The sequence below is a fragment of the Variovorax sp. GW821-FHT10B04 genome (genome assembly GCF_059415645.1).
On record NZ_JBWKNQ010000003.1, the window covers coordinates 30,518 to 54,920 of the forward strand.

A 24,403-nucleotide genomic window follows, 5' to 3' on the forward strand; every position below is an offset into this window, starting at 1 on the left:
ATTCATGCAACGAACAGACGCGCTGACCGCCGCGGCCAGCTACTTCGACAACGGCAGTTTTCTCGCGGACCTGCGGCGCCGCATCGCGCTGCGTACCGAAAGCGACACGGGCGTCGCGACGCCTGCGCTCGAGACCTACCTGAAGGATGAACTGATCCCCTCGATGACTGCCCTGGGGTTCGACTGCGAGGTGGTCGCCAACCCTGTCGAAGGTGGCGGTCCGTTCCTGATTGCCCGCCGCACCGAGGATGAAAGCCTGCCCACCGTACTGACCTACGGCCATGGCGATGTGGTCAGCGGGCAGGACGCGCACTGGCGCGAGGGCCTCTCGCCCTGGAACCTGACCGTCGAAGGCGACCGTTGGTACGGCCGCGGCACGGCGGACAACAAGGGCCAGCACACCATCAACCTTGGCGCACTCGCGGCCGTGATCAAGGCCCGCAATGGGCAGTTGGGCTACAACTTCACAGCGCTCTTCGAAATGGGCGAGGAAGCCGCATCGCCCGGACTGCACGCCATCTGCACCCAGGAACGTGCCAAGCTTCAGGCCGACCTGCTGATCGCCTGCGACGGTCCACGCGTGCGGGCGCAGCGGCCCACGCTGTTTCTGGGTTCGCGCGGTGCCGTGAATTTCAGCCTTCGGCTGCGCAGTCGTCCGCGCGGCTATCACTCGGGCAACTGGGGTGGCGTGCTGGCCAACCCGGCCACCGTGCTGAGCCACGCGGTCGCCAGCCTGGTCGATGCGCACGGACGCATCCTCGTCGACGCGCTGCGCCCGCCACCGGTCAGCGAAGCCGTGCGAGCCGCACTGGCCAGCATCGAGATCGGCGGCGACACCGACGATCCAGCACTCGACGCGGGTTGGGGCGAACCAGGCTTGAGTCCGGCGGAACGCCTGATGGCCTGGAACACCATCGAAGTACTGGCGCTCGGCGCCGGCTCGCCGCAACGGCCGGTCAATGCCATCCCCGGAGAGGCGGTCGCGCACTGCCAGTTGCGATTCGTGGTCGGAACCCCATGGGAGCGGCTGGAAGAAATCGTGCGGGCACACCTCGATGCGCACGGCTTCCCACAGGTCGACATCCAGATCACGCTGACGGGCGCCGCCACGCGGCTCGACGTCGAAAACCCGTGGGTGAGCTGGGCGCAAGGTTCGATCGAACACAGTGCCGGCCAACGGCCCGACCTGCTGCCGAATCTCGCGGGATCGCTGCCCAACGACGTCTTCGCCAAGCTGCTCGGCCTGCCGACCCTGTGGGTCCCGCATTCGTACCCGGCCTGCGCGCAGCACGCGCCCAACGAGCATCTGCTCGCCTCGATTGCACGCGAAGGGTTGCAGATCATGGCCGGCCTCTATTGGGACCTCGGCGAACCTGGCCATGCGCCATGGCAGACCGGCAAAACGCAGGCCGCCACCTGAAAGCGTCCGGACGTTGTCCGTCACACCGCCTCTCGATTTCCCCTAACGAAAACCTATGAACACCACTCGCCGCGGCTTCCAGGCCCTCACGCTCATCCTGGGCGCCAGTCTTTGCCTCAGCCCTGTCTTCGCACAGGACACCTGGCCCGCCAAGCCAGTCCGGCTCGTCGTCCCCTTCCCGCCCGGCGGTGGCACCGATCTGGTCGCGCGCGCCATGGGCCAGAAACTGGCGGAGCGGCTCGGCCAACCTGTCGTGATCGACAACAGGCCGGGCGCCTCGACCATCATCGGCACCGACGCCGTCGCCAAGGCCGCACCGGACGGCTACACGCTGTTGCTGTCGGGTTCGACGAGCTACACCGTGAATCCTGCGCTGCGCGCCAAGTTGCCCTACGACCCGATGCGCGACCTCGCACCGATCGCGATCGTCGCGCGCACGCCGCTGGTGCTGGTGGTCGGCGGCAACTCGAAGCTGCATTCGGTCAAGGACCTGATCGCCGCCGCCAAGGCAACACCCAAGGGCATCCGCTACGCGACCTTTGGCAGCGGCTCGGGTCCGCATCTCGCGGGCGAGCTGTTCGCGCTGGCCGCCGACGTGAAGCTCCAGGACATCCCGTACAAGGGCAGCAGCCAGAGTTCCATCGCCCTGATCGCTGGCGAGATCGAGATGGGCATCGACACCGTTGCCTCGGTCGCACCACACGTGAAGTCGGGCAAGATGCGCGCGCTCGGCATCGTCGGCACCACGCGGTCGAGCATGTTGCCGGACGTGCCAACGCTGACGGAGCTCAAGCTGCCCGAGGCCACTTTCGATGCCTGGTATGGCTTCGCCGCACCGGCACGCACACCCGCGCCGGTGATCCAGCGGCTGGTGCGTGACGTCGGTGCGACGATGTCCGACCCTGCCCTGCAGGCCCAACTGCGCGCGCAAGGCATGGAACCGGTGATGATCGGCGCCGACCCGTTCCGCAAGCAGATGGAAAGCGAGATCTCGCGCTACCTTGCGCTGGCGCATCGCGCCGGCATCCAGCCCGAATAAGCTCGGAGGATGACCGACCCGAACACCACGCGCGACATCCAGGCGCAGATCGATACCGAGACGCCGCATCGCCATACCCGCACCGAGGATGCACTGGCGATCACCAGCGGCACGCTCATGATTTCGGTCGGCGTCGCCTTCTTCAGCAGCGCCGGCCTGATGACAGGCGGCACGGCCGGGCTGGCTTTTCTGGCGCACTACGTCAGCGGCATAGGATTCGGGCCGGTGTTCTTCGTGCTCAATCTGCCCTTCTACTGGCTGGCGCTGCGCAAGCTCGGCGCAGCCTTCACCGTGAAGACCTTCATCGCGGTGGCCCTGCTGTCGACGCTGACTTCGCTGCAGGCTCATTTCCTGTCCTTCGCGTCGCTGCAGCCGCTGTATGCCGCGATCGCCGGCGGGCTGATCACAGGCACGGGTTTCCTGATCCTGTTCCGCCACAAGTGCAGCCTGGGCGGCATCGGGGTGCTGGCGCTGTGGCTGCAGGACCGCTTCGGATGGCGTGCAGGCAAGATCCAGATGGCGGTGGACTGCGCGATCGTGCTGCTCGCACTGGTCTCCATCGAGCCGATCCGGGTTGCCTATTCGGTGGTGGGCGCGGTGGCGCTGAACATCGTTCTCGCCATCAACCACCGGCCAGGGCGCTATCTGGGCATGTGAGCGTGAGTGCGCGGCGCGGCATCTGCTCCGCCATGCAAAACGCCCCGCAAGCGGGGCGTTCTTGTTTGCGAGGTGTCGCGGCTTACTTGTTGTAGTTGGCGATGCCGTCGAGCACTTCCTTCTTGGCAGCCTCGATGCCTTCCCAGCCCAGCACCTTGACCCACTTGCCGGCTTCGAGGTCCTTGTAGTGTTCGAAGAAGTGGCTGATGGCCTTCAGGCGCATCTGGTTCACGTCGTCGATCGACTTCCAGTGGCTGTAGATCGGCAGCACCTTGGTGGTCGGCACGGCCAGAACCTTGCCGTCGACGCCAGCTTCGTCTTCCATCATCAGGATGCCGAGCGGACGGCAAGGCACCACCACACCGGGCAGCAGCGGGTACGGTGCGATCACGAGCACGTCGACCGGATCGCCGTCGCCGCTGAGCGTCTGCGGCACGTAGCCGTAGTTCGCCGGGTAGTACATCGCGGTCGTCATGAAACGGTCGACGAACAGCGCACCCGACTCCTTGTCCACCTCGTACTTGATCGGGTCCGAATTCATCGGGATCTCGATGACCACGTTGAATGCGTCGGGGACGTTCGTGCCGGGGGAAACTTTGTCGAAGGACATGGTCGATCTCGTTGAGGGTTGGTTTTAGGAGGATTCGGACAAACCCGCAGTTTACTTTCCGCGCACCGCGATGGGCACCACGGAGCCGAGATTTGCCTGTAAATTGCCGTCGTTGGCCAATCCGGCTCCCCGTCCTGTGGCGGGCGGCTCGAGGAAGCAACGCGACGGAAGCACAGTCCCGTGGCGTTGCGCACCAGGACCGTGCTTTCGTCTCCAAAAGTCACAACGAACGAATGGAGACAACGCATGAATGGCAACACCCCCCTCGTCCTGGCGATCGTCTGCGGCCTCGTGGCCGTCGGCTATGGCGTCTGGGCGCGCAGCTGGATCCTGGCGAAGGACCCGGGCAATCCCCGCATGCAGGAGATCGCTGCGGCGATCCAGCAAGGCGCCGCGGCCTATCTGGCCAAGCAGTACCGAACCATCGCCATTGTCGGCATCGTGCTGGCGGTGCTGATCGGCCTGTTCCTCGATCTCACGACCGCGGTCGGCTTCGTCGTCGGCGCCGTGCTGTCGGGCGCCTGCGGCTTCATCGGCATGAACGTGTCGGTGCGCGCCAACGTGCGCACCGCGCAGGCCGCCACGCAAGGCATCAGCCCGGCGCTCGATGTGGCGTTTCGCGGCGGTGCCATCACCGGCATGCTGGTGGTCGGCCTCGGGCTGCTGGGCGTCACCGGCTTCTACTGGTTCCTGGCGAGCTCCGGCAAAGCCGGCGCCAACCTGGCCGTGCTGTTGAATCCGCTGATCGGCTTCGCCTTCGGCTCTTCGCTGATCTCGATCTTCGCGCGGCTCGGTGGCGGCATCTTCACCAAGGGTGCGGACGTGGGCGCCGACCTGGTCGGCAAGGTCGAGGCCGGCATCCCGGAGGACGACCCGCGCAACCCGGCCGTGATTGCCGACAACGTGGGCGACAACGTGGGCGACTGCGCCGGCATGGCGGCCGACCTGTTCGAGACCTATGCCGTGACGCTGATCGCCACGATGGTGCTGGGCGCGCTGATGGTCACGGCGGCACCGCTGAACGCGGTGATGTATCCGCTCGCACTGGGCGGCGTGTCGATCATCGCGTCGATCATCGGCTGCTTCTTCGTGAAGGCGTCGCCCGGCATGACCAACGTGATGCCGGCGCTCTACAAGGGGCTGGCGGTGGCCGGCGTGCTGTCGCTGATCGCCTTCTGGTTCGTCACGTCCTGGCTGATTCCGGACAACGCCATTGCCGCGTCGGGCAGCGTCATGAAGCTGTTCGGCGCCTGCTTCGTGGGGCTCGCGCTCACGGCGGCGCTGGTCTGGATCACCGAGTTCTACACCGGCACGCAGTACGCACCCGTGCGCCATATCGCGCAGGCGTCGACGACCGGACATGGCACCAACATCATCGCGGGCCTGGGCGTGTCGATGCGCTCGACGGCCTGGCCGGTGATCTTCGTCTGCATTGCCATCCTGGCGTCGTATTCGCTGGCTGGCCTCTACGGCATCGCAGTGGCGGCCACTGCGATGCTGAGCATGGCGGGCATCGTGGTCGCGCTCGACGCCTACGGACCGATCACCGACAACGCCGGCGGCATCGCCGAGATGAGCGAGTTGCCCGACAGCGTGCGCGCCGTCACCGATCCACTCGACGCCGTGGGCAACACCACCAAGGCCGTGACCAAGGGCTATGCGATCGGCTCGGCGGGCCTCGCGTCGCTGGTGCTCTTCGCCGACTACACGCACAAGCTCGAGAGCTACGGCCAGGCGATCAGCTTCAACCTGAGCGATCCGATGGTGATCGTCGGCTTGTTCATCGGCGGGCTGATTCCGTACCTCTTCGGTGCGATGGCGATGGAGGCGGTCGGCCGTGCAGCCGGCGCGGTGGTGGAAGAAGTCCGCCGGCAATTCCGCGACATCCCCGGGATCATGGAAGGCACGGCCAAACCCGAATACGGCAAGGCGGTCGGCATGCTGACCGGCGCCGCGATCAAGGAAATGATGATCCCCTCGCTGCTGCCGGTGGTGGTACCGATCCTCGTGGGCCTGCTGCTCGGGCCGAAGGCGCTCGGCGGGCTGCTGATGGGCACCATCGTCACGGGGCTGTTCGTCGCCATCAGCATGTGCACCGGCGGCGGCGCCTGGGACAACGCCAAGAAATACATCGAGGACGGCCACCATGGCGGCAAGGGCTCCGAGGCGCACAAGGCGGCTGTGACAGGCGACACCGTCGGCGATCCCTACAAGGACACGGCCGGCCCGGCAGTGAATCCGCTGATCAAGATCATCAACATCGTCGCGCTGCTGATCGTGCCGCTGGTGGTGAAGTTCCACGGCGGCTGACACGTCCCGTCACCGGACCGCCACAAGGCCCGCTTCGGCGGGCCTTTTTCGTGGTGACCTTTTTCGTGGTGAATTAGTCGCCTTTCGGGTGCCGGATCGGCCACTCTTACGATTCTTACTTCGCCCGCCCTGACATGGTTTCGACTCCTCAATAGGCTGTCATCGGCCGCTGAAGACGATGAGCATCGTGCTGATGGATAGCCATCGCACGCGTCCTCCTATATTCATCCAACTAGGAAGCCATGACCAACTCGACAAACTCCATCGGAATACTCACAAGTCATTTGCTCAGATCGCTCGTGGGTGCGACGCCGATCAACCTGCCCTTGGATCAGCCTGGAACATCCAAATTCCAGCTCAAAGGACTCAGCCAGCTTCAGCTGTATGAGCAAGGTGTGAGACCGGCAGGAATGCTCGAAGGATTGCGCGACAGAACTTATGACCTGGACAACGACTACGAAGATTATGAGGACTACGAAGCAAAGAATTACGAAGACTTCGAGTCCCCGGTAGACGAGGACGATGACGATCAAGCCGTAGAGCCTGATCCCGACTTGCACGATGCACTGCTCTGGGGCCCAGACGTCGAGACAGATTCGACCCCATCGACCGCCGCCGATTCAGTCGGCCCCGCTCGGGCTCGCCGTGAAGATGAGCCGGTGTCGAAAAACCGCACGACCGGCGCAAGACACAAGCAAGTCGGCGACATCGTGGTTCACGTCACGCCCAATGGCACTCGCGTGCATCTACGCGAACTGCTTCCGCGCTTTGCGTATCACTTATGGAATCAAAGACTCGTGATTGCTGCAAACCAGTCCCTGGAAAAATACGAAACGGTTGCCTCACCCCATTACATCAAAGCCTACGCGACCATTTATCTGCGAACGAACGCGCCGCATTTGCTCGACAGAGTGAAGGGAATCTTCAGATCGCTTCGACGCTTCATATTGAAGCTCCACAACGCCATATCTCAATTCGACCGCCACAACCCCGGCTATTCGAACATTTCTCGCATTCACTCAGAGCGCGTTCTCTTCAACACGTTGCCCGTGCTTGCCATGAACAACGTCTCTGATCTTCACCTCAACCAGTTGATGCAACCGTTGACGGATGAAGTCGCCGGTCTTGAAGCGGACAGGAAACGGGCGGGCGCCGACCGGGAGAGGCTAAGGCAGGAGGAAAGCGCCCGACACGCGGAAGAAGAACGCACGAAGGTATTGAACTATCGTCGCCTGGAAATCAAGTCCTTCTACGGAATAGAGTCCGTGCGGGGCGACTATTCACCAGGAGGTACCTCGTATGTATCACCCGAGGAATTCTTGAAATACGTCACAGGGCCGGACAAGGGACACGACTACAGGTACGTCGGACCTCCTCCGAACCTCGGATGGGGCGGAGTGCATGTTACCGACTATCGTGTTTCCGGCGACAACGGCGATCACATCTTCATGGTGACTCCAGGCCTCAATGCGCCGACGGAGCGTTGGTACTTCCGGACATGGCAATGCAGGGAGTACACCACGGACAACGGTGTGAGCTGGCTCAACAACACTTACGCCACCCCTTATGACGAGGAAGGGGATATCCGCAGACAGGAGCTCAATGCGCACATTGGTAATAGACCTCGCATCAACAATCGCCTCCAGCTTCAGCACGAGCGCGAGTACCCAGACCGCTATCAGGATCGAGGCAGAGCAGGAGGACTACCTCTGAACCGTCCGATCGGCGGGCCAGGGCCTCGACTCCTGCGGCGGACCGGCGACACCGATCAGCTGCCAAATAGCGCGACCAACGCCACGACCCCGGCGCCCACCCGATAGTCCTCAACCGTTCCGCTGCCCATCGGGCAGCGGATGTTCGAACAGGTTCAGAGCAGTTCTTCCGGCACCAGCGGCCCGAACACGTCGTTGTAGAAGCGCTGCACCCAGGTCGACTCCGGCTCGGCGTGGAGCACCTTCTCGCCGTCCTCGTCCAGCGTCAGCCATTCGAGGTCGTTGCCGGGCTTGCTCAGCCGCAGCCGGTAGGCGCTCTCGAGCTTGCTGATGTTGATGATGCGCAGCATCTCGCGCGCGAGCTGCGGGCTGTCGACCGCGATGCCGAGTTCGGTGTTCTGCGTGGCCGAGCGCGGATCGAGATTGACCGAGCCGATGAACATCAGCCGCTTGTCCACCACTGCCGTCTTGGCGTGCAGCCGGCCGCGGGAGCTGCCGAATACACCGAGCCGCTTGCTGAGCGTGGTTCGCGCCGGGCTCAGCTCGTAGAGATCGACACCGGCGTAGAGCAACCGCAGCCGGTAGCGCGCATAGCCGCTGTGCACCAGCGGCTCGTCGTTGGCTGCCAGCGAATTGGTGAGCAGCGTGACGTCGACGTTGCGCCGGCGCAGGTCCTCGAAGGCCGCCATGCCGTTCTCGCCGGGCACCAGGTACGGCGAGGTCAGCACCACCTCTTTCTGGGCAGCGAGCAATCGCGTCCAGAAGCGCATCGTGACGCTCGCGGCCAGTGCCTCGTCCGCGGTGACGAAGCGCAGCTTGGCGGGCGGGTCGGCCACGGCATTCGCGGCGCCCCACAGAAAACCGATGCGGCCGGCGTCCATTTCTTCGCCGATCGGGCCATAACCCAGCACGTCCGTCGGCGGAAGGATCACCCGCGGCGGCGGCCCGGCCATGCCGACCGCCTCGTCGAACTCGTCGGCCATCGCCGCGTGCCCGCCATGCGGCTGCACGATGGCCGCGATCGGATAGACCTCTTCGCTGTTCCAGTAGTTGTCGAAGATGGCGCTGAGCTGGCCCAGCACCTTGCCGACGACCACTGCATCCATGTCGATGAAATTCTGCGAACTGTTCAACGTGAAGTACTCGTCGGCGATGTTGCGTCCGCCCGCCACCGCCATCACGCCATCGGCAATGAACAGCTTGTTGTGCATCCGGTGGTTCAGCCGCTGGATATCGAAGGCGGAAGCGACGAAACGCCCCGCCAGACTGCCGCGCGCACAGCAGAAGGGGTTGAACAGGCGAACCTCGATGTTCGGCGTGGCGGCAAGTGCCATCAGCAGGTGGTCGGTGCTCGCGGTGTAGAGATCGTCGACCAGCAGCCGCACGCGCACGCCGCGCTGCGCCGCCTCCTTGAGCGTGCGCAGCAGCAGCCGACCCGCACCATCGTTGGCGATCACGTAGTACTGCACGTCGAGCGTGCGTTCGGCGCGTTTCGCGAGCTCGATACGCGCATCGAGCGAATAGACGCCGAGCGGCATCAACCGGAAACCGGACTCCTCGCCCGGGGGCGTCGAGTCGGCCACGATCTTCGCAAGGGCGGTCGATGTGCTGACCGGCAGCGCCTCGGTCGCCGGCATCTGCTTGTACGGCGGCAGGCTGCCGCAGGCCCCGAGCAGAAAGACCAGCATGACGGAAGCAAACAACCGCACGAATCCACCGGCCTCGCCGGGAATGGAGCTGCGGAATAAGATGTGTGTCATCTTTTTTCAGGATTGAAGACGTGAAGCTGCTCGCAACCAAGGCCCTTGCCGTGCCGCTCATGCTGCTCGCGGGCGTGGCGTCCGCACCCGCTCTCGCCGCGCTGGATGTCGGAGAGAAGGTGCCGAACTTCAGCACGACCGCTGCGCTCGACGGCAAACCCTTCACCTACACGCTGAACGCTGCGTTGGCCAAGGGACCTGTCGTACTGTACTTTTTTCCGGCGGCGTTCTCCGTCGGATGCTCGATCGAGGCCCATGCCTTCGCCGAGGCGATCGACCAGTTCTCCGCCCTCGGAGCCACGGTGATCGGCGTATCGACCGACGACGTCGAGACGCTCTCGAAATTCTCCAGCCAGTCGTGCCAGGGCAAATTCCCGGTGGCGTCCGATGTCGACAAGTCGATCAGCAAGTCCTTCGACGCGCTGATGCAGACCCGGCCGGACTATGCCAACCGCATTTCCTATGTGATTGCACCCAACGGTGCGGTCGCCTTCTACTACCAGAGCCTGAACCCGTTCAAGCACGTCGAGAAGGTGCTGGCGGCGGTGAAGGATCTGCCGGCTCAGTCGCGTCCCAAGAACTGAGCGCCGAGCCGGCGACGGCTCACTCCAGCTTCGCGCCGGATGCGGCGACGATGCCCTTCCATTTGGCGTGATCCGTCTTCACCAGCGCTGCGAAGGCTTCAGGGGAAATCGGCCGTGGCTCAGCGCCCTGCGCCAGGATCGCGGCCTGCACATCCGGCAACGTCAGCTGCTTGTTGATTGCCGCATTCACCGTGGTCACGACATCCTTCGGCGCCCCGGCCGGCATGAAGATGCCATACCAGGAACTCACGTCGAAATCCTTGAGGACGGTCGACTCGGCGATCGTCGGCACGTCCGGCAAGCTGGCGCTGCGGCGCGCCGAGGTCACCGCCAGCGCACGCAGCTTGCCGGCCTTGATCTGCGACATCGCCGACGGGATGGACGACACCATCATCGACACCTGGCCGCTCATCGTGTCGATCACCGCCGGGTTCGAGCCCTTGTACGGCACGTGCGTGATCTTGATGCCTGCGGCCAGCTTGAACATTTCGCCCACCAGATGCGTCGTCGTGCCGTTGCCCGGACTGCCGTAGGTGATCGTGTCCGGCGCGGCCTTGGCTGCGGCGATCACGTCGGCCATGGTCTTGAAGGGCGAGTTGCTCGCGGTGACGATGACCAGCGGCGATTCGGCCACCAGTGCTACCGCCGTCAGATCTTTCGAGGGATCGTAGGTCAGACCGCTGTAAAGCCAGGGCGCGACGGCGAGGTTGTCCTTCTGGCCCATCACCATCTCGTAGCCGTTGGCTGGCTGGCGCACCGCCTCGGTGATGCCGATGGTGCCGCCGGCGCCCGGCTTGTTGTCGATCACGACCGTCCATTTGTTGGCTTCGCTCAGCCGGGTGCCGACGATGCGCGCCAGGATGTCGGTGCCGCCGCCAGGCGGAAACGGGACGATCACGCGGATCGGCTTGGTCGGATAGCCCTGCGCAGGCGCAAGGGCGGGGACGAGCGCCAGGGCCGAGAAGGCCAGGAGCGGAAGCAGTTTGCGAATCATGGTCGGTTGTCTCTGGAATAGCGCGCCATCGCGCGTCGGTTTCACGGGCCCGGGAGTCTACTGCGATCGATCGCCGGCCACAGCCCGGATCAGCCGGGTCGCAGGTGCCACGAGCTCGCGCAACTGCGCAGAACGGTCATGCTCGATCGCTTCGAGGATCAGCTCGTTGATGCCGCCGACCACCGTCATCGCCAGCTCGGGCGACAACAGCGCATCGCCCTCGCCGCCAATCGCAAGCTGGATGAAGCGTGCGATCTGCAGATTCATGCGCCGCCGGACGGCCAGGCCCGGCAGTCCAAGCCCCAGGATTTCGACGAACAGCGTCTTGAGCAACGCCGGGTCCTGCGCCAGGAAATCGAGATACGCCGTGACCGCATGCTCGACCTGGGTCTGCCAGGGCTGCAACGGATTCACCGCCTCGCTCAGCACCTGGAGCGCCTGTCCGCTCGCCACCTCGTACAGCGCGACGAGGCAATCCGCCTTGGTCGTGAAATGCTCGTAGAAGCTGCGCCGCGAGACGGCCGCCTCGCGCACGATGTCGGCAATGGTGAGATCGGCGTAGCCTTTGGTCGCCATGGCTTTGGCCATGCCTTCCAGCAGGCGGTCGTAATGCACGTGGCGCGAAGCGTCAGGAACCAGGGCGGAATCTGCGGCGAAGGAGTTCATGGCAACAGTGTGATGCTGGTACTTGACAGTACCAGACAATGCCAGCACCATGCGGTACGCATTCGTACCAGATATGAATGGATGCCCCCAACCAATGGAATCACCATGACAGAACTCGTCGTTCGCCGCCTGCTGATCGATCTGCAACCACCCTTCGCCCGCAACTGGTGTGGCGGCGACGCATTTGCGACGGCGTTCTTCAACGCGCTGTCGATGAGCTTTCCTTTCGGCGAGCAGTTCTTCATCGACGCGGTGCGCGACACCGTCGCTACGCTGCCCCCAGAAGTTCAGCTCAGCCGCAAGGAAGAGGTCAAGGGCTTCATCGGGCAGGAGGCCACACATCGACGCGTGCACGCGCTGTTCAACGCCCAGCTGGAACGCCAGGGCCTGGTCGATCACTGGACGCCGCGCGCGATGTCGCGCATGAAGCTGCTCGAGGGCGAGGATCCGCGGCATGCCCTGGCGATCACAGCCGCGACCGAACACTTCACGGCGATGTTTGCGGACTGGTTGCTTGCGCATCCCGAAGTGCTCGCGGACGCCGAGCCACGCCTGCGCACGATGTGGCTCTGGCACAGCGCAGAAGAGTCGGAACACAAGAACACGGCCTTCGACATCTATCGAGCGGCCGGCGGCTCGGAGCCATGGCGAACCCGCTGGTTCCGCCGCACGACCCTGATGTTTCTTGGCGATCTGACGCGACAGACGCTCACGAACCTGCGCCATGAAGGCGAACTCTGGAAGCTCGCGACCTGGCGCAGCGCGTTTCGCATCCTGTTCGGGCGCGCCGGGCTGCTTGGCAGCAATCTCAAGGCATGGCGCAGCTATTTCCGCGCGGACTTCCATCCATCCCAGCACGACAGCGGCCTGGCGGTGCGTTGGCTGTCGGAAAACCCGTCGGCCTTCGTTCCGGTGAACGCACCGAGCGGATCTCCCGCTGCGGCCTGAGCACGCGAGGGCTGCGGCTCAGCGCACGTGCGCCCGCGCCCAGCGGACGATGTCCGCCACGCCCATGGCTCCCGGCTGGCGGGCGATTTCGCGACCACCCGAGAAAAGCGCGAGCGTCGGAATGCTTCGGATGTTGAAGCGCGCACCGAGATTCGGCACCGCCTCGGTGTCGACCTTCGCCAGCCGCATATGCGGTTCCAGCTGAGCGGCGGCGAGCTCATAGGCAGGTGCCATCTGGCGACAAGGGCCGCACCAGGGCGCCCAGAAATCCACCAGCACCGGAATCTGATTGCGGGCGATGTGGCGATCGAAAGCCGCTTCGTCCAGCGCCACCGAGTGCGCCACGAACAGCGCCTGATGGCATTTGCCGCAATCCGGCGCGCGCGCCATGTCGGCCAGCGCCACGCGATTCGTCGTCTGGCAGTGCGGGCAGACGATATGCCGCGCGTCTGTCATGGCGCTACTGCGAGGCGAGCAGCTCGTCGAGCGCCTTGCAGGAAGGCGCACAGACGCTCTGGGACTTGCCCAACACCTGGCGCGTGCGCAACTGCGCGCGCGTGCGGTGCTTGCCGCACATGAAGCACGACATGGTCGCGCCGCTGAACGACGCCGAGGCGCGGAAGGGCGAGCCCGAAGGCTTGGATTTGTAGCGGAGGCCGTCTGCAACGACGGCGGTCTTGACTTCAGCTTTGGACATGGGCGTGATCTGGTTTCGGGCGCTGCATGGCGCGGGCAATGGCCTCCTTCGCGCGCAGCTCGGCGCCCAGGGAAGCGTCGAGCGCGGAACGGCAGAGGCCGGCGTGCTGGTAGTTCAGATTTTCGTACACCTGAGCCGCCGCTGGATACGCATCCAGCAATTGGCTCAGCGCAGGCCCCTGCTCGACGTCTGCAAACTCATGGACCAGGTGCTCAACGACCGATCGGTATTGATCGGCGCCGACCGGCACGGAACTGTGCTCCAGTCGCTCGAGCAACTGCGCCAGCGTTTCCGTGATATCGAGATTGGTCTTCGAAGCAGAAGTGTGGGTTGCGGTCATGGACGGAATCTGGGGACGCGTTGCATCGAATGCAAGCGCCGACCCTATTTTGCTACAACTTCGATAGCATTCCAGTCCATCGTATTGTTCCGCAGGCCGCCACCGCACGTTGGCGACCCGACAACATCGGTCGGCGGGCTTAAGATTTCGGGTTTGGCGGGCGCCGCCGCCGCTCGCTCAGTCCGGTGCGCGAACCGCGCATCCATGCGGCCGTCCTCAGCTTTTCGATCATCGAATCCCAATGCAACTCAATTTCATCGCCAATGCCGACGTCCCTTCTTCGTCGGGCCGCACGCTGCCCGTCATCGATCCGTCGGACGGCCAGCCCTTCGACGAGCTCCAGCGCAGCAACGCCGCAGACATCGACGCTGCAGTGCGCGCGGCACGCGACTGCTTCGAAGGTGTCTGGCACAAGGTCAGCGCCGCCGAACGCGGCCGCCTTCTCTACAAGCTGTCGCAAAAGATCGCGGCACACGTCGACGAACTGACGGCCCTGGAGCAACGCGACTGCGGCAAGCCGGTCAAGCAGGCACGTGCCGACGCGCTCGCGCTGGTGCGCTACTTCGAGTTCTACGCCGGCGCCTGCGACAAGCTGCACGGCGACACGATCCCCTACCTGGACGGCTACAGCGTCCTGACCTGGCGCGAACCGCACGGCGTGACCGGCCACATCATTCCCTGGAACTACCCGATGCAGATCTTCGGGCGCAGCGTGGGCGGTGCCCTTGCTGCCGGCAACGTCTGCGTGGTCAAGCCGGCGGAAGACGCCTGCCTGTCGCTGATCCGTGTGGCCCAGCTCGCCGCCGAAGTCGGCTTTCCCGCAGGCGCGCTGAACATCGTGACCGGCTACGGACACGAGGTCGGCGACGCGCTGGCCCGGCATGAAGGCATCGACCACATCAGCTTCACCGGCAGCCCGAAGATCGGCACGCTGATCCAGCAGGTGGCCGCCGAACGCCATTGCCCGGTCACGCTCGAACTCGGCGGCAAGAGCCCGCAGATCATCTTTGCCGACGCCGATCTCGGCGCCGCCATCCCGGCACTGGTCAACGCGATCGTGCAGAACGCTGGCCAGACCTGCTCGGCGGGCTCGCGCGTGCTGATACAGCGCGACATCTACGAACTGGTGCTCGAACGCCTTGGCAATGCGTTCTCGGCGCTGCGCGTCGGCCCGGCGGCCATGGACCTCGATGTCGGCCCGCTGATTCGCCAGACGCAGCAACAGCGCGTGTGGGACTTCCTGTCGGACGCGCAGGTCGCAGGCATCCCGATGGTGGCGCAAGGCGTCGTCGTCGACGAAGCGCCGGAAACCGGCTTCTACCAGGCACCGACGCTGCTGCGCGACGTGCCGGTGAACCATCGGCTCGCGCAGGAAGAAGTGTTCGGCCCGGTGCTCGCGGCCATGCCGTTCACGGACGAGGACGAGGCCGTGGCATTGGCCAACGCCACGCAGTTCGGCCTCGTCGCCGGCGTCTGGACGCAGGACGGCGCGCGGCAGTTCCGCATGGCCAAGCGGGTTCGCTCCGGCCAGGTGTTCATCAACAACTACGGCGCCGGCGGCGGCGTCGAACTGCCTTTCGGCGGCGTCAAGTCGTCGGGTTACGGACGCGAAAAGGGTTTCGAAGCGCTGTACGGCTTCACGACGCTGAAGACCGTCGCCATCAAGCACGGCTGATGGTCCGGACCTGACCCGCCCGGTGGGGCAAGTCAGGTCACGAAAGCGGCTCAGGCCAGCGCGGTGTCGAGCAGCATCATCAGCACGAAGCCGATCATCAGACCACCGGTGGCGAAGGCTTCGTGCCCCTTCCGGTGCGACTCAGGGATGATCTCGTGGCTGATGACGAACAGCATCGCGCCCGCAGCAAACCCGAGCCCCCAGGGCAGCAGTGCGGCGGAATAGCCAACGATTGCAGCACCCAGCACCGCGCCAAGAGGCTCCACCAGTCCCGAGGCCATGCCGAGCGCCACTGCAAACCAGCGGCGATAGCCCGCGGCCAGCAGCGCGACGGCGACGACCAGGCCTTCAGGAACATCCTGGATCGCAATGCCTGTGGCAAGCGCATTGGCACGCAAGCCCTCATTGCCCGCGTAGCCGACGCCGATGGCGAGGCCCTCTGGCAGGTTGTGCAACGCGATCGCAAAAACGAACAGCCAGGTACGGCGCAGCTTCTGTGCCGACTGCCCTTCGCGACCCTTGATGAAATGCTCGTGCGGAAGCACGCGGTCCATCGACAACAGCGCGAGTCCGCCGAGCAGGATCGCGAGTCCCACGATTCCGCCGGCGGCCCAGAGGCCGCCCCCGAAAGTGCCGACGGCGCGGGCGGCTTCGATGCCCGGTATCACCAGCGAGAACGCACACGCGGCCAGCATCACGCCAGCGCCGAAGCCGAACAGCGTGTCCTGCACGCGATCCGACAGGCGCTGCGAGAACATGACGGGCACGGTGCCCAATGCCGTTGCCAGCGCAGCGACGGACCCGCCCAGCAGCGCATTGAACACGACTGCATCGCTGCTGACGAAACGCCAGAACTGCGAAGCCGCCACGGCCAGGCCAGCCAGCACGATCGCCCATCCGAACCACTCCCGCCGCGGTTGCAGCAGGCGGCGCGCATTCGCTCCAACGGTGTCTGCGGCAGTTCGCTGGCGGTCCATGGTGTCGTCCTTGTCAGGCGCGGGAGGCGGCATGGCGCCATGCCACCTCGGCCCAGTCGACGACGTTGTAGAACGCGGCGATGTATTCCGGCCGGCGGTTCTGGTACTTCAGGTAGTAGGCGTGCTCCCACACATCGAGCCCGAGGATGGGCGTGTTGCCCGAACCGATGCCGACCATCAGCGGACTGTCCTGGTTGCCGGTGCTCTCCACCACCAGCTTGCCCTGCCCGGTCACGCTGAGCCAGGCCCAACCACTGCCGAAGCGTGTGAGCGCGGCCTTCGTGAACGCGTCCTTGAACGCATCGAAGCCGCCGAGATCCGCATCGATCGCCTGCGCCAGCTCACCGGATGGCAGTCCGCCGCCGGCGGGCGACATGACGCGCCAGAACAGGCTGTGATTGGCATGGCCGCCGCCGTTGTTGCGCACGGGCGCACGCAGCTTTTCAGGCAGCGATTCGACCTTCACGATCAACTCCTCGACCGGCAGATCGACCCACTCGCTGCCTTCCAGCGCTGCGTTCAGGTTGTTCACGTAGGTCTGATGGTGCTTCGTGTAGTGGATCTCCATGGTCTGCGCATCGATGTTCGGTTCGAGTGCGTCGTAGGCGTAGGGCAGCTTCGGCAGGGTATGTGGCATGGAGTGATGACAGCTTGGTAGTGGAAAAGGAAGATGGGAAGCGGGCTTCAATGCAGCGTATGGCTGCGGGCGATCGGGAACGGCATGCAACCGGCGCGCAGCGCGTCCAGCACGGCCGGATGGCTGCCGTGCTCGCTCAAGTGGGAGAGCAGCGCAGCGTGCGTCTCCCGGCTGTGACGAAACGCGGCTTGCTGCATGTCGTGATCGCCATGGGGATCGCGTACCAATGCCATCAACGTCTCGTGTGCGCCGCACAGGTGCGCCACGGCGGCATGCGTTTCCTCGAGATCGTTGTGCAGATCGGCGAGGTTGAGGTGGGTGACGACGAAGGCTGCGAGCCGGTCGTCTGCGCTGAAGCCGCGGCCCTGGGCCATCAGGCTTTGTGCGATGACCAGCGACTGCTGATAGAGATGCCCGGCCAACGCGGTATTGCCACAGCGGGCGGCATCGCAGCCGCGCCGCATCAGGCTCTGCCACTCAACCAGCCCTGGCGCGAGCGTTGCGTCATCGCGCAGAGACGCACCGGAATACGTATTCATGTGGACACTCCTGTTCAAAACACCCTTTGCGTTGAACAGGACTTACGTACTCGGGCAAATGAATGATAGTCATTCTTGTTTGACACGTCCAATCAGGGCTTTCCAGAAGCCCCGTTGGAAGGTGGCGAGGCGCCGATCAGGTAAATTGCCGCACCCGATGACAGAGACCTTCGTCCCCCTTGCCGCGATAGGCCGCGCGCGCCCCTCGGCGCCTGCGGCGGAGTCGGTCGTGCCTGCATCGGGCCATCTTGCCGACCGCCTGGGTCGGCCGTTGACCGATCTGCGCATCAGCGTCACCGACCGCTGCAACTTCCGCTGCAGCTATTGCATGCCCAAGGAAGTCTTCGACAAGGACTACCGCTACCTCCCGCACAACGCCCTGTTGAGCTTTGAAGAGATCGCGCGGCTGGCCCGATTGTTCGCCGCGCACGGCGTCCGCAAGATCCGGCTCACGGGCGGCGAACCCTTGCTGCGCAAGAACATCGAGTCGCTGATCACGCAGCTTGCCGCGCTGCGTACCACCGATGGCGCGGCCCTCGACCTGACGCTCACCACCAACGGCTCGCTGCTCGCGCGCAAGGCGGCCATCCTGAAGGCTGCAGGACTGCAGCGTCTGACGGTGAGCCTCGACGGGTTGGACGACGCGGTCTTCCAGCGGATGAACGACGTCGACTTTCCGGTCGCACAGGTGCTGGCCGGGATCGAAGCGGCACTGGCTGTCGGGCTCGGGCCGATCAAGGTGAACATGGTCGTCAAGCGCGGCACGAACGACGCCGAGATCCTGCCGATGGCGCGGTACTTCCGCGATCACTACGGCGGTGCCGTCGTACTCCGCTTCATCGAGTACATGGATGTCGGTGCCACCAATGGCTGGCGCATGGACGAAGTGCTGCCCTCGGCGGAGGTGATGGCCCGCATCGCGGCCGAATTCCCGCTGGTGCCCCTGGAGCCCAGCGCGCCGGGGGAAACGGCGCAGCGTTGGGCCTATGCGGACGGCCGCGGCGAGATCGGACTGATCAGCAGCGTGACGCAGGCCTTCTGCCACGACTGCAGCCGCGCAAGGTTGTCGACCGAAGGAAAGCTCTACCTCTGCCTGTTCGCCGGCGGCGGCCACGACCTGCGGCCGCTGTTGCGCGGCGATGCCAACATGCCGCCTGTCGACGATGCCGTGCTTTCAACCCGCATCGGCCAGATCTGGCAGGGACGAGGCGACCGCTATTCCGAGTTGCGCGCGCTACGCGAAACCGTGCCCGGCGACGCCGATGCGCCACGTCGCGTCGAAATGAGCTACATCGGCGGATGACGATCATGGCAAGCGACATCACAGGCCTGGTGTTGGCCGGCGGTCGCGGCACCCGCATGGACGGAGCAGACAAGGGCTTGCAGCCCTTCGCCGGCACGCCGCTCGCGCTGCATGCCGTGCGGCGACTCGCGCCGCAAGTCGGCCAGGTGGTGGTCAATGCCAACCGCAATCCTGCGGCGTACGCGGCGTTCGGCGTGCCGGTCTGGCCAGACGACATTGCAGGCCACGCCGGCCCGCTGGCCGGCCTCCTGGCAGGTCTTTCGCGCTGCGAGACACCCTATCTGTTGAGCGTGCCGTGCGACACGCCCTTGTTTCCGGTCGATCTGGCCGCTCGCCTGGTTGTCGCGCTGGAAACGGCCGATGCCGAGATCGCGATGGCCGAAGCCCCGGAGCACCAGGACGACGGCGTTGTCGCATGGCGTGCGCAGCCCGTGTTCTGTCTGCTCTCGGCGGCACTGCGCGACAGCCTGGCCAGGTTCGTCGAACGTGGCGGCAGAAAGGTCGGCGCATGGACGGCCGAGCACCGGATGGCGCGCGTGCGCTTCGATCGACCCGGCGATGCCGTCGATGCGTTCTTCAACGCCAACACGCTTGCCGAACTGCATGCGCTGGAGCAGCGCACGGTCCAACGATGAGCCGCATCGCCGAAATCAGCGCATCGCTCGCCGCCTACGACCCGGACGCGCTCGGCGTGGACGAAGTGGGAATCTTTCTTTCCCGATTGGTGACGCCGCTGGCCATCACCGAGCGAACCGCCGTGCCACTGGCTGACGCGCTGGGCCGGGTCCTCGCGCAGGACGTCATCCCTCCTTTCAACGTGCCGCCGCACGACAACTCGGCCATGGATGGCTTCGCGTTCGACGGCGCGATGCTCGACTGCCGCGGCGACGAGATCACGCTGCAGGTGGCCGGTACCGCCTTGGCCGGCGCCGCGTGGCAAGGTCGGGCAGGTCCGGGTGAAGCCATCCGGATCATGACCGGCGCGATGATGCCCGCCGGGCTGGACACCGTCGTGCCGCAAGAGCTTTGCACCGTGGCCGAAGGCACCGTGCGGTTCGCGGCCAAAGCCCTGCGCCGCGGCGACAACCGGCGACTGGCCGGCGAGGATCTGGCCACTGGTCGCCCTGCACTGCGGTGCGGCGATCGCCTGACACCGGCCGCACTCGGCCTGCTGGCGAGCCTCGGGCTGCCCCAGGCACCGGTGCTGCGCCGGTTGCGCATCGCCTACTTTTCGACCGGCGACGAAATCCTCAGCCTCGGCGACGTGCAACGCGAAGGCGCCATCTACGACAGCAATCGCTACACCGTGTTCGGTCTGCTGACGCGACTGGGCTGCGAGGTGATCGATCTCGGCGTGGTGCGCGACGACCGAACCGCACTTGAAGCAGCGCTGCGCCGTGCGGCCAGCACGGCGGATGCCATCATCACCAGCGGCGGCGTAAGCGTCGGCGAGGCCGACCACACGCGCGCCGCAATGCGGCATCTCGGCGACATGGCGTTCTGGGGCGTTGCAATGCGGCCGGGCCGACCGATGGCCGTCGGCCTCATTCCCCGGCGTTGCGACATTCCGCCGTCGCCGATCGATGGAGCGGCCGTGCTGTTCGGGCTGCCAGGCAACCCGGTGGCCGTGATGGTGACCTTCCTGGCCTTCGTTCGCCCCGCGCTGCTGCAGATGATGGGGTGCAACACGGCCGCTGCCGCGCCGGCCCCGCTGCTACGCGCACGCAGCGTCGGCGCGATTCGCAAGAAAGCAGGACGCACCGAGTACCAACGCGGCTTCGTGCGTCAGGTGCCCGGGGCGTTGCCCGAAGTGCGCATCGCGGGCAACCAGGGCTCTGGCGTGCTGAGCTCGATGGTCGACGCCAATGGCCTCGTGGTGTTGCGCCATGACCAAGGCCACGTTGCGGCGGGCGACGAAGTCGACGTGATGATGTTCGACGGCGCGATCTAGATCCGCCCCAGCGCGCGCTCGACACCCTTGTTGGCCAGCGCGTCGGCCCGCTCGTTGCCCGGATCGCCCGAGTGGCCCCTGACCCAGCGCCAGTCGATCTGATGGCCGCCTTCGAGTACCAGCTTGTCCAGCCGCTGCCAGAGCTCCACGTTCTTGACCGGCTGCTTCGTCGATGTACGCCATCCTTTGGCTTTCCAGCCATGGATCCATTCGGTGATGCCCTGCCGAACGTACTGGCTGTCGAGGTAGAGCGTGATCTTGCAGGGACGCTTGAGCGCCGCGAGGCCCTCGATCACGGCTTGCAGCTCCATCCGGTTGTTGGTCGTGTTCAGCTCCCCACCGAACAGTTCCTTCTCCATCGTTCCGGACTTCAGCCACGCGCCCCAGCCACCCGGGCCGGGATTGCCCTTGCAGGCGCCATCCGTATAAATCTGTACCTCGGTCAAATCCCGCTTCCTTCACTCGTTTGTTTCGTTGGGTCGCGATGCACGCGACCCGCGATGGGTACCGGTGCGCTGGCGCGCTGCGCCGCACGGCGCCAGTCCGCGCTCAGCAGGCGCATGCCGCGCACGCGCTTCACGGCGACCAGAAAATAGACGGAACCGAAGATCGGCCACCAACGTTCGCCCAGACCATCGAACCAGCTGAAGCGCTCGAGCCAGGCCTCGCTGCGCACTGCGGGCCGGTAGGCACCGAAGCGGCCCGACTCCACCTCGAAACCGAGCAGGCGCAGCCAGTCGCGCATACGCCAATAGCCGATGAAGTCTCCGGTGCCTGGCACGAACGGCTCGCCCAATCCGGCGCGCTGATACAGCCTGCCGCGACGCTGCCGCATGCCCCAGAGGCTCGCAGGATTCAGGCCGCAGATCACGACCCGGCCCTCCGGCACGAGCACGCGTTCGACTTCGCGCAGGGTGGCATGCGGATCCAGGCTGAGTTCGAGCGTGTGCGGCAGCGCCAGCAGATCGAGGCTGTTGGCGGAGAACGGCAATGCGGCGAAATCCGTCACGAGCGCAGCGCCAGGTGCAGGCGCGGCATCGGCCAGTGCGAGCCAGCGATGCGGCATCCGGTTGGTTCTCAGCGCCTCGACCGCCGGCAATCCGAGTTGCAGCGCGTGATAGCCGAATACGTCGGTGACCGCCTGGTCGAACTGGGCCTGCTCCCAGGCCAGGAGGTAGCGCCCGGCCGGGGTCTCGAACCAATCCTGCAAACCTATAATTTGACCGCTCATGACCCTCGTTCCGCTACCCGCCTTCACCGACAACTACATCTGGATGCTGCACGACGGGGCCGCCGCGATCGTGGTGGACCCGGGTGATGCCCAGCCGGTGTTCGACGCACTGGCGCGCGACGATCTTCAACTGGCCGCGATTCTAGTCACGCACCACCACGCGGATCACACCGGCGGGGTCGCAGCATTGCGCGAGGCGACGTCCGCGCCGGTCTTCGGACCTGCCAGCGAGCGCATTCCACAGCCCTGTGAACCGCTGAAGCAAGGCGATCACGTCGACGCGCTGGGCTTGCGATTCAGTGTTCTCGATGTCCCCGGCCACACCGCGGGTCATATCGCGTTCTATCTTCCAGCCGGCGGCGACCAGTCGATGCCGCTCGTGTTCTGTGGCGATACCCTGTTTTCGGGCGGCTGCGGCAGGCTGTTCGAGGGCACACCGGCGCAGATGCTCGCTTCGCTCGATGCGTTGGCAGCGCTGCCCGGCGACACACGGGTTTGCTGCGCCCACGAATACACACTTTCTAACCTGCGCTTTGCACAGGCTGTGGAACCCGGCAACCTTGATCTGACTCAGTACACGGCGCGATGCGAAGCCGTGCGCGCCGTCGATCAGCCGACGCTGCCCGCGCAACTCGCGACCGAACGGCTGATCAATCCCTTTCTTCGCAGCCGCGAAGCCTCTGTTCTTCAAGCCGTGCGTGCGCACGCGGACCTTCCCGCGGACGCGGCCGAAGCCGAGGTGTTTGCAGCCCTGCGCCAATGGAAAAACGACTTCCGATGAAACTATTGAATGCTCTCTGCCTGGCCGGCGCATTGCTGCTGGCAGGCTGCGCGGGCACCACGACCAGCATCCCAGTCCCTTCCTCCGCCGACACGGCCGCCGGCACGCTGCCCTACCCCGTCCCGGTGCCACGCGGCACCGCGGCACCCGTCTACCCCAACGGTTCCCTGACGCCGATCGTCTCTGGCGAGACCGGTTCGCACAGTGTCTTCACCCTGGCTCCGCCCTCCGACATGTGGGACCGCATTCGCCGCGGCTTCAAGATGCCCGATCTTCAGGGCGAGCTGGTGACCGACCGCGAGCAGTGGTACGCGACCCGGCCCGACTACATCCAGCGCATGACGGAGCGCTCCAACAAGTACATCTTCCACATCGTCGAAGAGCTCGAACGCCGCAACATGCCGACGGAGCTCGCGCTGCTGCCCTTCATCGAGAGCGCATTCAATCCGCAGGCCGTGTCGAGTGCGCGCGCCGCCGGCATGTGGCAGTTCATGCCGGCCACCGGCAACGATTTCGATCTGAAGCAGAACATCTTCCGCGACGACCGCCGGGATGTGCTGGCCTCGACCCGTGCCGCACTCGACTACCTGCAGAAGCTCTACAACATGTTCGGCGACTGGCAGCTTGCACTGGCCGCCTACAACTGGGGCGAAGGCAGCGTGAGCCGCGCGATCGCCAAGAACGAACGCGCCGGCCTGCCGACCGGATACGCCGACCTCACGATGCCGGCCGAAACGCGCATGTACGTGCCCAAACTGCAGGCGGTCAAGAACATCGTCGCGAACCCGCAGCTGTTCGGCGTCGACCTGCCGGTGATCGCCAATCACCCGTACTTCCAGACCGTGACGCTCACGCGCGACCTCGACGTCGATCTGGCCGCCAAGCTGGCGGACGTGCGCCTCGAGGACTTCCGCGCGCTCAATCCGGCCGCGCACAAGCCGGTGCTGCTGGCGGCCGGCACGCCGCAGATCCTGCTTCCGTGGGACAACGCCGCCGTGTTCCTGCGCAACTTCGATGCCTACAGTCAGGGACAGTATGCGAGCTGGACCGCCTGGACGGTGCCCGGCACGATGACGGTCGCCGCGGCCGCCCAGCGTTCGGGCATGAGCGAAGCCGACCTGCGCGCCATCAACAACATCCCGCCACGCATGCTGATCAAGGCCGGCTCGACGCTGATCGTGCCCCGCGGCGCGCGTGTCCAGCAGGACGTGGCTGCGCTGGTAGCCGACACCGGCCAGTTGAGCTTCCAGCCCGAGATCGTCACACGCCGCACCGTGGTCAAGGCCGGCCGGAACGAGAGCGTGGCGACCATTGCGCGGAGATACCGTGTCAGCCCAGCCAACGTCGCCGAATGGAACGATGTGAAGCCCAACCACGCATTTCAGCGGGGCTTCCAGGTCGTCGTGTTCTTGCCGGTGAAAGCGGCGGCGGCTGTCACGCGTGTCAGCACGGGCACGCCGCGCGGTGTCGGCGCGAAGGCGCCTGCACGCAAGGGCATCGCGTCCAAGGCTCCGGCCGCGCCGGTGGCGCGCGCGCCACGAGGCGGTACGCCATCCAAGAAGAAGCGCTGAT

25 protein-coding genes are annotated in these 24,403 nt (G+C 65.3%); 13 read left to right on the plus strand and 12 right to left on the minus strand.

Annotated elements, in window-relative coordinates:
• Window positions 1-4 precede the first annotated feature (4 nt).
• From AC07PZ_RS08290 to AC07PZ_RS08300, 3 genes are read left to right on the plus strand one after another with little or no spacing between them, the layout of a single operon-like run.
• Complete coding sequence (locus AC07PZ_RS08290) at window positions 5-1,420, plus strand: M20 family metallopeptidase (RefSeq protein ID WP_495294590.1); 1,416 nt, start codon at window positions 5-7, stop codon at window positions 1,418-1,420.
• A 55-nt stretch (window positions 1,421-1,475) separates the two neighbouring features.
• Window positions 1,476-2,459 carry a Bug family tripartite tricarboxylate transporter substrate binding protein gene (locus AC07PZ_RS08295; RefSeq protein WP_495294591.1) on the plus strand — a complete coding sequence of 328 codons (984 nt, stop codon included), beginning with the start codon at window positions 1,476-1,478 and terminating at the stop codon, window positions 2,457-2,459.
• A gap of 9 nt (window positions 2,460-2,468) precedes the next feature.
• Window positions 2,469-3,116 (plus strand): YitT family protein, encoded by a 648-nt coding sequence (locus tag AC07PZ_RS08300; protein WP_495294592.1) that lies wholly within the window; start codon window positions 2,469-2,471, stop codon window positions 3,114-3,116.
• A gap of 82 nt (window positions 3,117-3,198) precedes the next feature.
• Here AC07PZ_RS08300 and ppa read toward each other — a convergent pair whose 3' ends face one another.
• Entirely contained in the window at window positions 3,199-3,726 is a 528-nt protein-coding gene (ppa, locus tag AC07PZ_RS08305; RefSeq protein WP_495294593.1) for an inorganic diphosphatase, read from the minus strand.
• Window positions 3,727-3,972: 246 nt separating this feature from the next.
• Between ppa and AC07PZ_RS08310 the strand changes: the two genes are divergently transcribed.
• Window positions 3,973-6,036: a sodium-translocating pyrophosphatase gene (locus AC07PZ_RS08310; protein ID WP_495294594.1), complete on the plus strand. Its 2,064-nt coding sequence runs from the start codon at window positions 3,973-3,975 to the stop codon at window positions 6,034-6,036.
• 242 nt (window positions 6,037-6,278) lie between these two features.
• Window positions 6,279-7,856 carry a hypothetical protein gene (locus tag AC07PZ_RS08315; protein ID WP_495294595.1) on the plus strand — a complete coding sequence of 526 codons (1,578 nt, stop codon included), beginning with the start codon at window positions 6,279-6,281 and terminating at the stop codon, window positions 7,854-7,856.
• A gap of 47 nt (window positions 7,857-7,903) precedes the next feature.
• On the opposite strand, the gene AC07PZ_RS08320 is transcribed toward AC07PZ_RS08315, so the two are convergent.
• Window positions 7,904-9,508: a phospholipase D family protein gene (locus tag AC07PZ_RS08320; protein ID WP_495294596.1), complete on the minus strand. Its 1,605-nt coding sequence runs from the start codon at window positions 9,506-9,508 to the stop codon at window positions 7,904-7,906.
• Between the two features lie 59 nt (window positions 9,509-9,567).
• Here AC07PZ_RS08320 and AC07PZ_RS08325 point away from each other — a divergent pair, with 59 nt between their 5' ends.
• The gene (locus AC07PZ_RS08325; RefSeq protein ID WP_495295145.1) at window positions 9,568-10,092 is read left to right on the plus strand and encodes a peroxiredoxin; all 525 of its coding nucleotides are present in this window, start codon (window positions 9,568-9,570) and stop codon (window positions 10,090-10,092) included.
• A 19-nt stretch (window positions 10,093-10,111) separates the two neighbouring features.
• Here AC07PZ_RS08325 and AC07PZ_RS08330 read toward each other — a convergent pair whose 3' ends face one another.
• Together AC07PZ_RS08330 and AC07PZ_RS08335 are read right to left on the minus strand one after the other, a co-directional pair.
• Window positions 10,112-11,086 (minus strand): Bug family tripartite tricarboxylate transporter substrate binding protein, encoded by a 975-nt coding sequence (locus AC07PZ_RS08330; protein WP_495294597.1) that lies wholly within the window; start codon window positions 11,084-11,086, stop codon window positions 10,112-10,114.
• Window positions 11,087-11,143: 57 nt separating this feature from the next.
• Window positions 11,144-11,752 carry a TetR/AcrR family transcriptional regulator gene (locus AC07PZ_RS08335; RefSeq protein WP_495295146.1) on the minus strand — a complete coding sequence of 203 codons (609 nt, stop codon included), beginning with the start codon at window positions 11,750-11,752 and terminating at the stop codon, window positions 11,144-11,146.
• A 105-nt stretch (window positions 11,753-11,857) separates the two neighbouring features.
• Here AC07PZ_RS08335 and AC07PZ_RS08340 point away from each other — a divergent pair, with 105 nt between their 5' ends.
• The gene (locus AC07PZ_RS08340) at window positions 11,858-12,700 is read left to right on the plus strand and encodes a metal-dependent hydrolase (protein ID WP_495294598.1); all 843 of its coding nucleotides are present in this window, start codon (window positions 11,858-11,860) and stop codon (window positions 12,698-12,700) included.
• 18 nt (window positions 12,701-12,718) lie between these two features.
• Here AC07PZ_RS08340 and trxC read toward each other — a convergent pair whose 3' ends face one another.
• From trxC to AC07PZ_RS08355, 3 genes are read right to left on the minus strand one after another with little or no spacing between them, the layout of a single operon-like run.
• Window positions 12,719-13,156: a thioredoxin TrxC gene (trxC, locus tag AC07PZ_RS08345; RefSeq protein WP_495294599.1), complete on the minus strand. Its 438-nt coding sequence runs from the start codon at window positions 13,154-13,156 to the stop codon at window positions 12,719-12,721.
• A 4-nt stretch (window positions 13,157-13,160) separates the two neighbouring features.
• The gene (locus AC07PZ_RS08350) at window positions 13,161-13,397 is read right to left on the minus strand and encodes a hypothetical protein (RefSeq protein WP_495294600.1); all 237 of its coding nucleotides are present in this window, start codon (window positions 13,395-13,397) and stop codon (window positions 13,161-13,163) included.
• Window positions 13,384-13,737 (minus strand): hypothetical protein, encoded by a 354-nt coding sequence (locus tag AC07PZ_RS08355; protein ID WP_495294601.1) that lies wholly within the window; start codon window positions 13,735-13,737, stop codon window positions 13,384-13,386. The genes AC07PZ_RS08350 and AC07PZ_RS08355 overlap by 14 nt, the downstream gene beginning before the upstream one ends.
• A 241-nt stretch (window positions 13,738-13,978) precedes the next feature.
• Here AC07PZ_RS08355 and AC07PZ_RS08360 point away from each other — a divergent pair, with 241 nt between their 5' ends.
• Window positions 13,979-15,412, plus strand: coding sequence for an aldehyde dehydrogenase family protein (locus AC07PZ_RS08360; protein ID WP_495294602.1), 1,434 nt, complete (start codon window positions 13,979-13,981; stop codon window positions 15,410-15,412).
• Window positions 15,413-15,462: 50 nt separating this feature from the next.
• Here the strand turns inward: AC07PZ_RS08360 and AC07PZ_RS08365 are convergent, their stop codons facing one another.
• The 3 genes from AC07PZ_RS08365 to AC07PZ_RS08375 are packed head-to-tail and all read right to left on the minus strand — an operon-like array spanning window position 15,463 to window position 17,565.
• Complete coding sequence (locus tag AC07PZ_RS08365; RefSeq protein ID WP_495294603.1) at window positions 15,463-16,389, minus strand: ZIP family metal transporter; 927 nt, start codon at window positions 16,387-16,389, stop codon at window positions 15,463-15,465.
• 13 nt (window positions 16,390-16,402) lie between these two features.
• Window positions 16,403-17,026 carry a superoxide dismutase gene (locus AC07PZ_RS08370; RefSeq protein ID WP_495294604.1) on the minus strand — a complete coding sequence of 208 codons (624 nt, stop codon included), beginning with the start codon at window positions 17,024-17,026 and terminating at the stop codon, window positions 16,403-16,405.
• A 47-nt stretch (window positions 17,027-17,073) separates the two neighbouring features.
• Window positions 17,074-17,565 (minus strand): DUF2753 family protein, encoded by a 492-nt coding sequence (locus AC07PZ_RS08375; protein WP_495294605.1) that lies wholly within the window; start codon window positions 17,563-17,565, stop codon window positions 17,074-17,076.
• A gap of 157 nt (window positions 17,566-17,722) precedes the next feature.
• Between AC07PZ_RS08375 and moaA the strand changes: the two genes are divergently transcribed.
• From moaA to moeA, 3 genes are read left to right on the plus strand one after another with little or no spacing between them, the layout of a single operon-like run.
• A complete protein-coding gene (moaA, locus tag AC07PZ_RS08380) occupies window positions 17,723-18,868 on the plus strand; it encodes a GTP 3',8-cyclase MoaA (protein ID WP_495295147.1) in 1,146 nt (381 codons plus the stop codon).
• Entirely contained in the window at window positions 18,865-19,503 is a 639-nt protein-coding gene (gene mobA / locus AC07PZ_RS08385) for a molybdenum cofactor guanylyltransferase MobA (protein ID WP_495294606.1), read from the plus strand. Before moaA ends, mobA begins: the two co-directional genes overlap by 4 nt.
• Window positions 19,500-20,819, plus strand: a complete 1,320-nt coding sequence (moeA, locus tag AC07PZ_RS08390) for a molybdopterin molybdotransferase MoeA (protein WP_495294607.1) — start codon at window positions 19,500-19,502, stop codon at window positions 20,817-20,819. Before mobA ends, moeA begins: the two co-directional genes overlap by 4 nt.
• Here moeA and rnhA read toward each other — a convergent pair.
• Window positions 20,816-21,265 carry a ribonuclease HI gene (gene rnhA, locus AC07PZ_RS08395; protein WP_495294608.1) on the minus strand — a complete coding sequence of 150 codons (450 nt, stop codon included), beginning with the start codon at window positions 21,263-21,265 and terminating at the stop codon, window positions 20,816-20,818. The genes moeA and rnhA overlap by 4 nt on opposite strands.
• On the minus strand, window positions 21,262-22,029 hold the full coding sequence (locus AC07PZ_RS08400) for a class I SAM-dependent methyltransferase (protein WP_495295148.1): 768 nt from the start codon (window positions 22,027-22,029) through the stop codon (window positions 21,262-21,264). Before AC07PZ_RS08400 ends, rnhA begins: the two co-directional genes overlap by 4 nt.
• Before the next feature lie 19 nt (window positions 22,030-22,048).
• Here AC07PZ_RS08400 and gloB point away from each other — a divergent pair, with 19 nt between their 5' ends.
• On the plus strand, window positions 22,049-22,831 hold the full coding sequence (gene gloB, locus AC07PZ_RS08405; RefSeq protein WP_495294609.1) for a hydroxyacylglutathione hydrolase: 783 nt from the start codon (window positions 22,049-22,051) through the stop codon (window positions 22,829-22,831).
• Window positions 22,828-24,402: a transglycosylase SLT domain-containing protein gene (locus tag AC07PZ_RS08410; protein ID WP_495294610.1), complete on the plus strand. Its 1,575-nt coding sequence runs from the start codon at window positions 22,828-22,830 to the stop codon at window positions 24,400-24,402. The genes gloB and AC07PZ_RS08410 overlap by 4 nt, the downstream gene beginning before the upstream one ends.
• Window position 24,403: the final 1 nt, after the last annotated feature.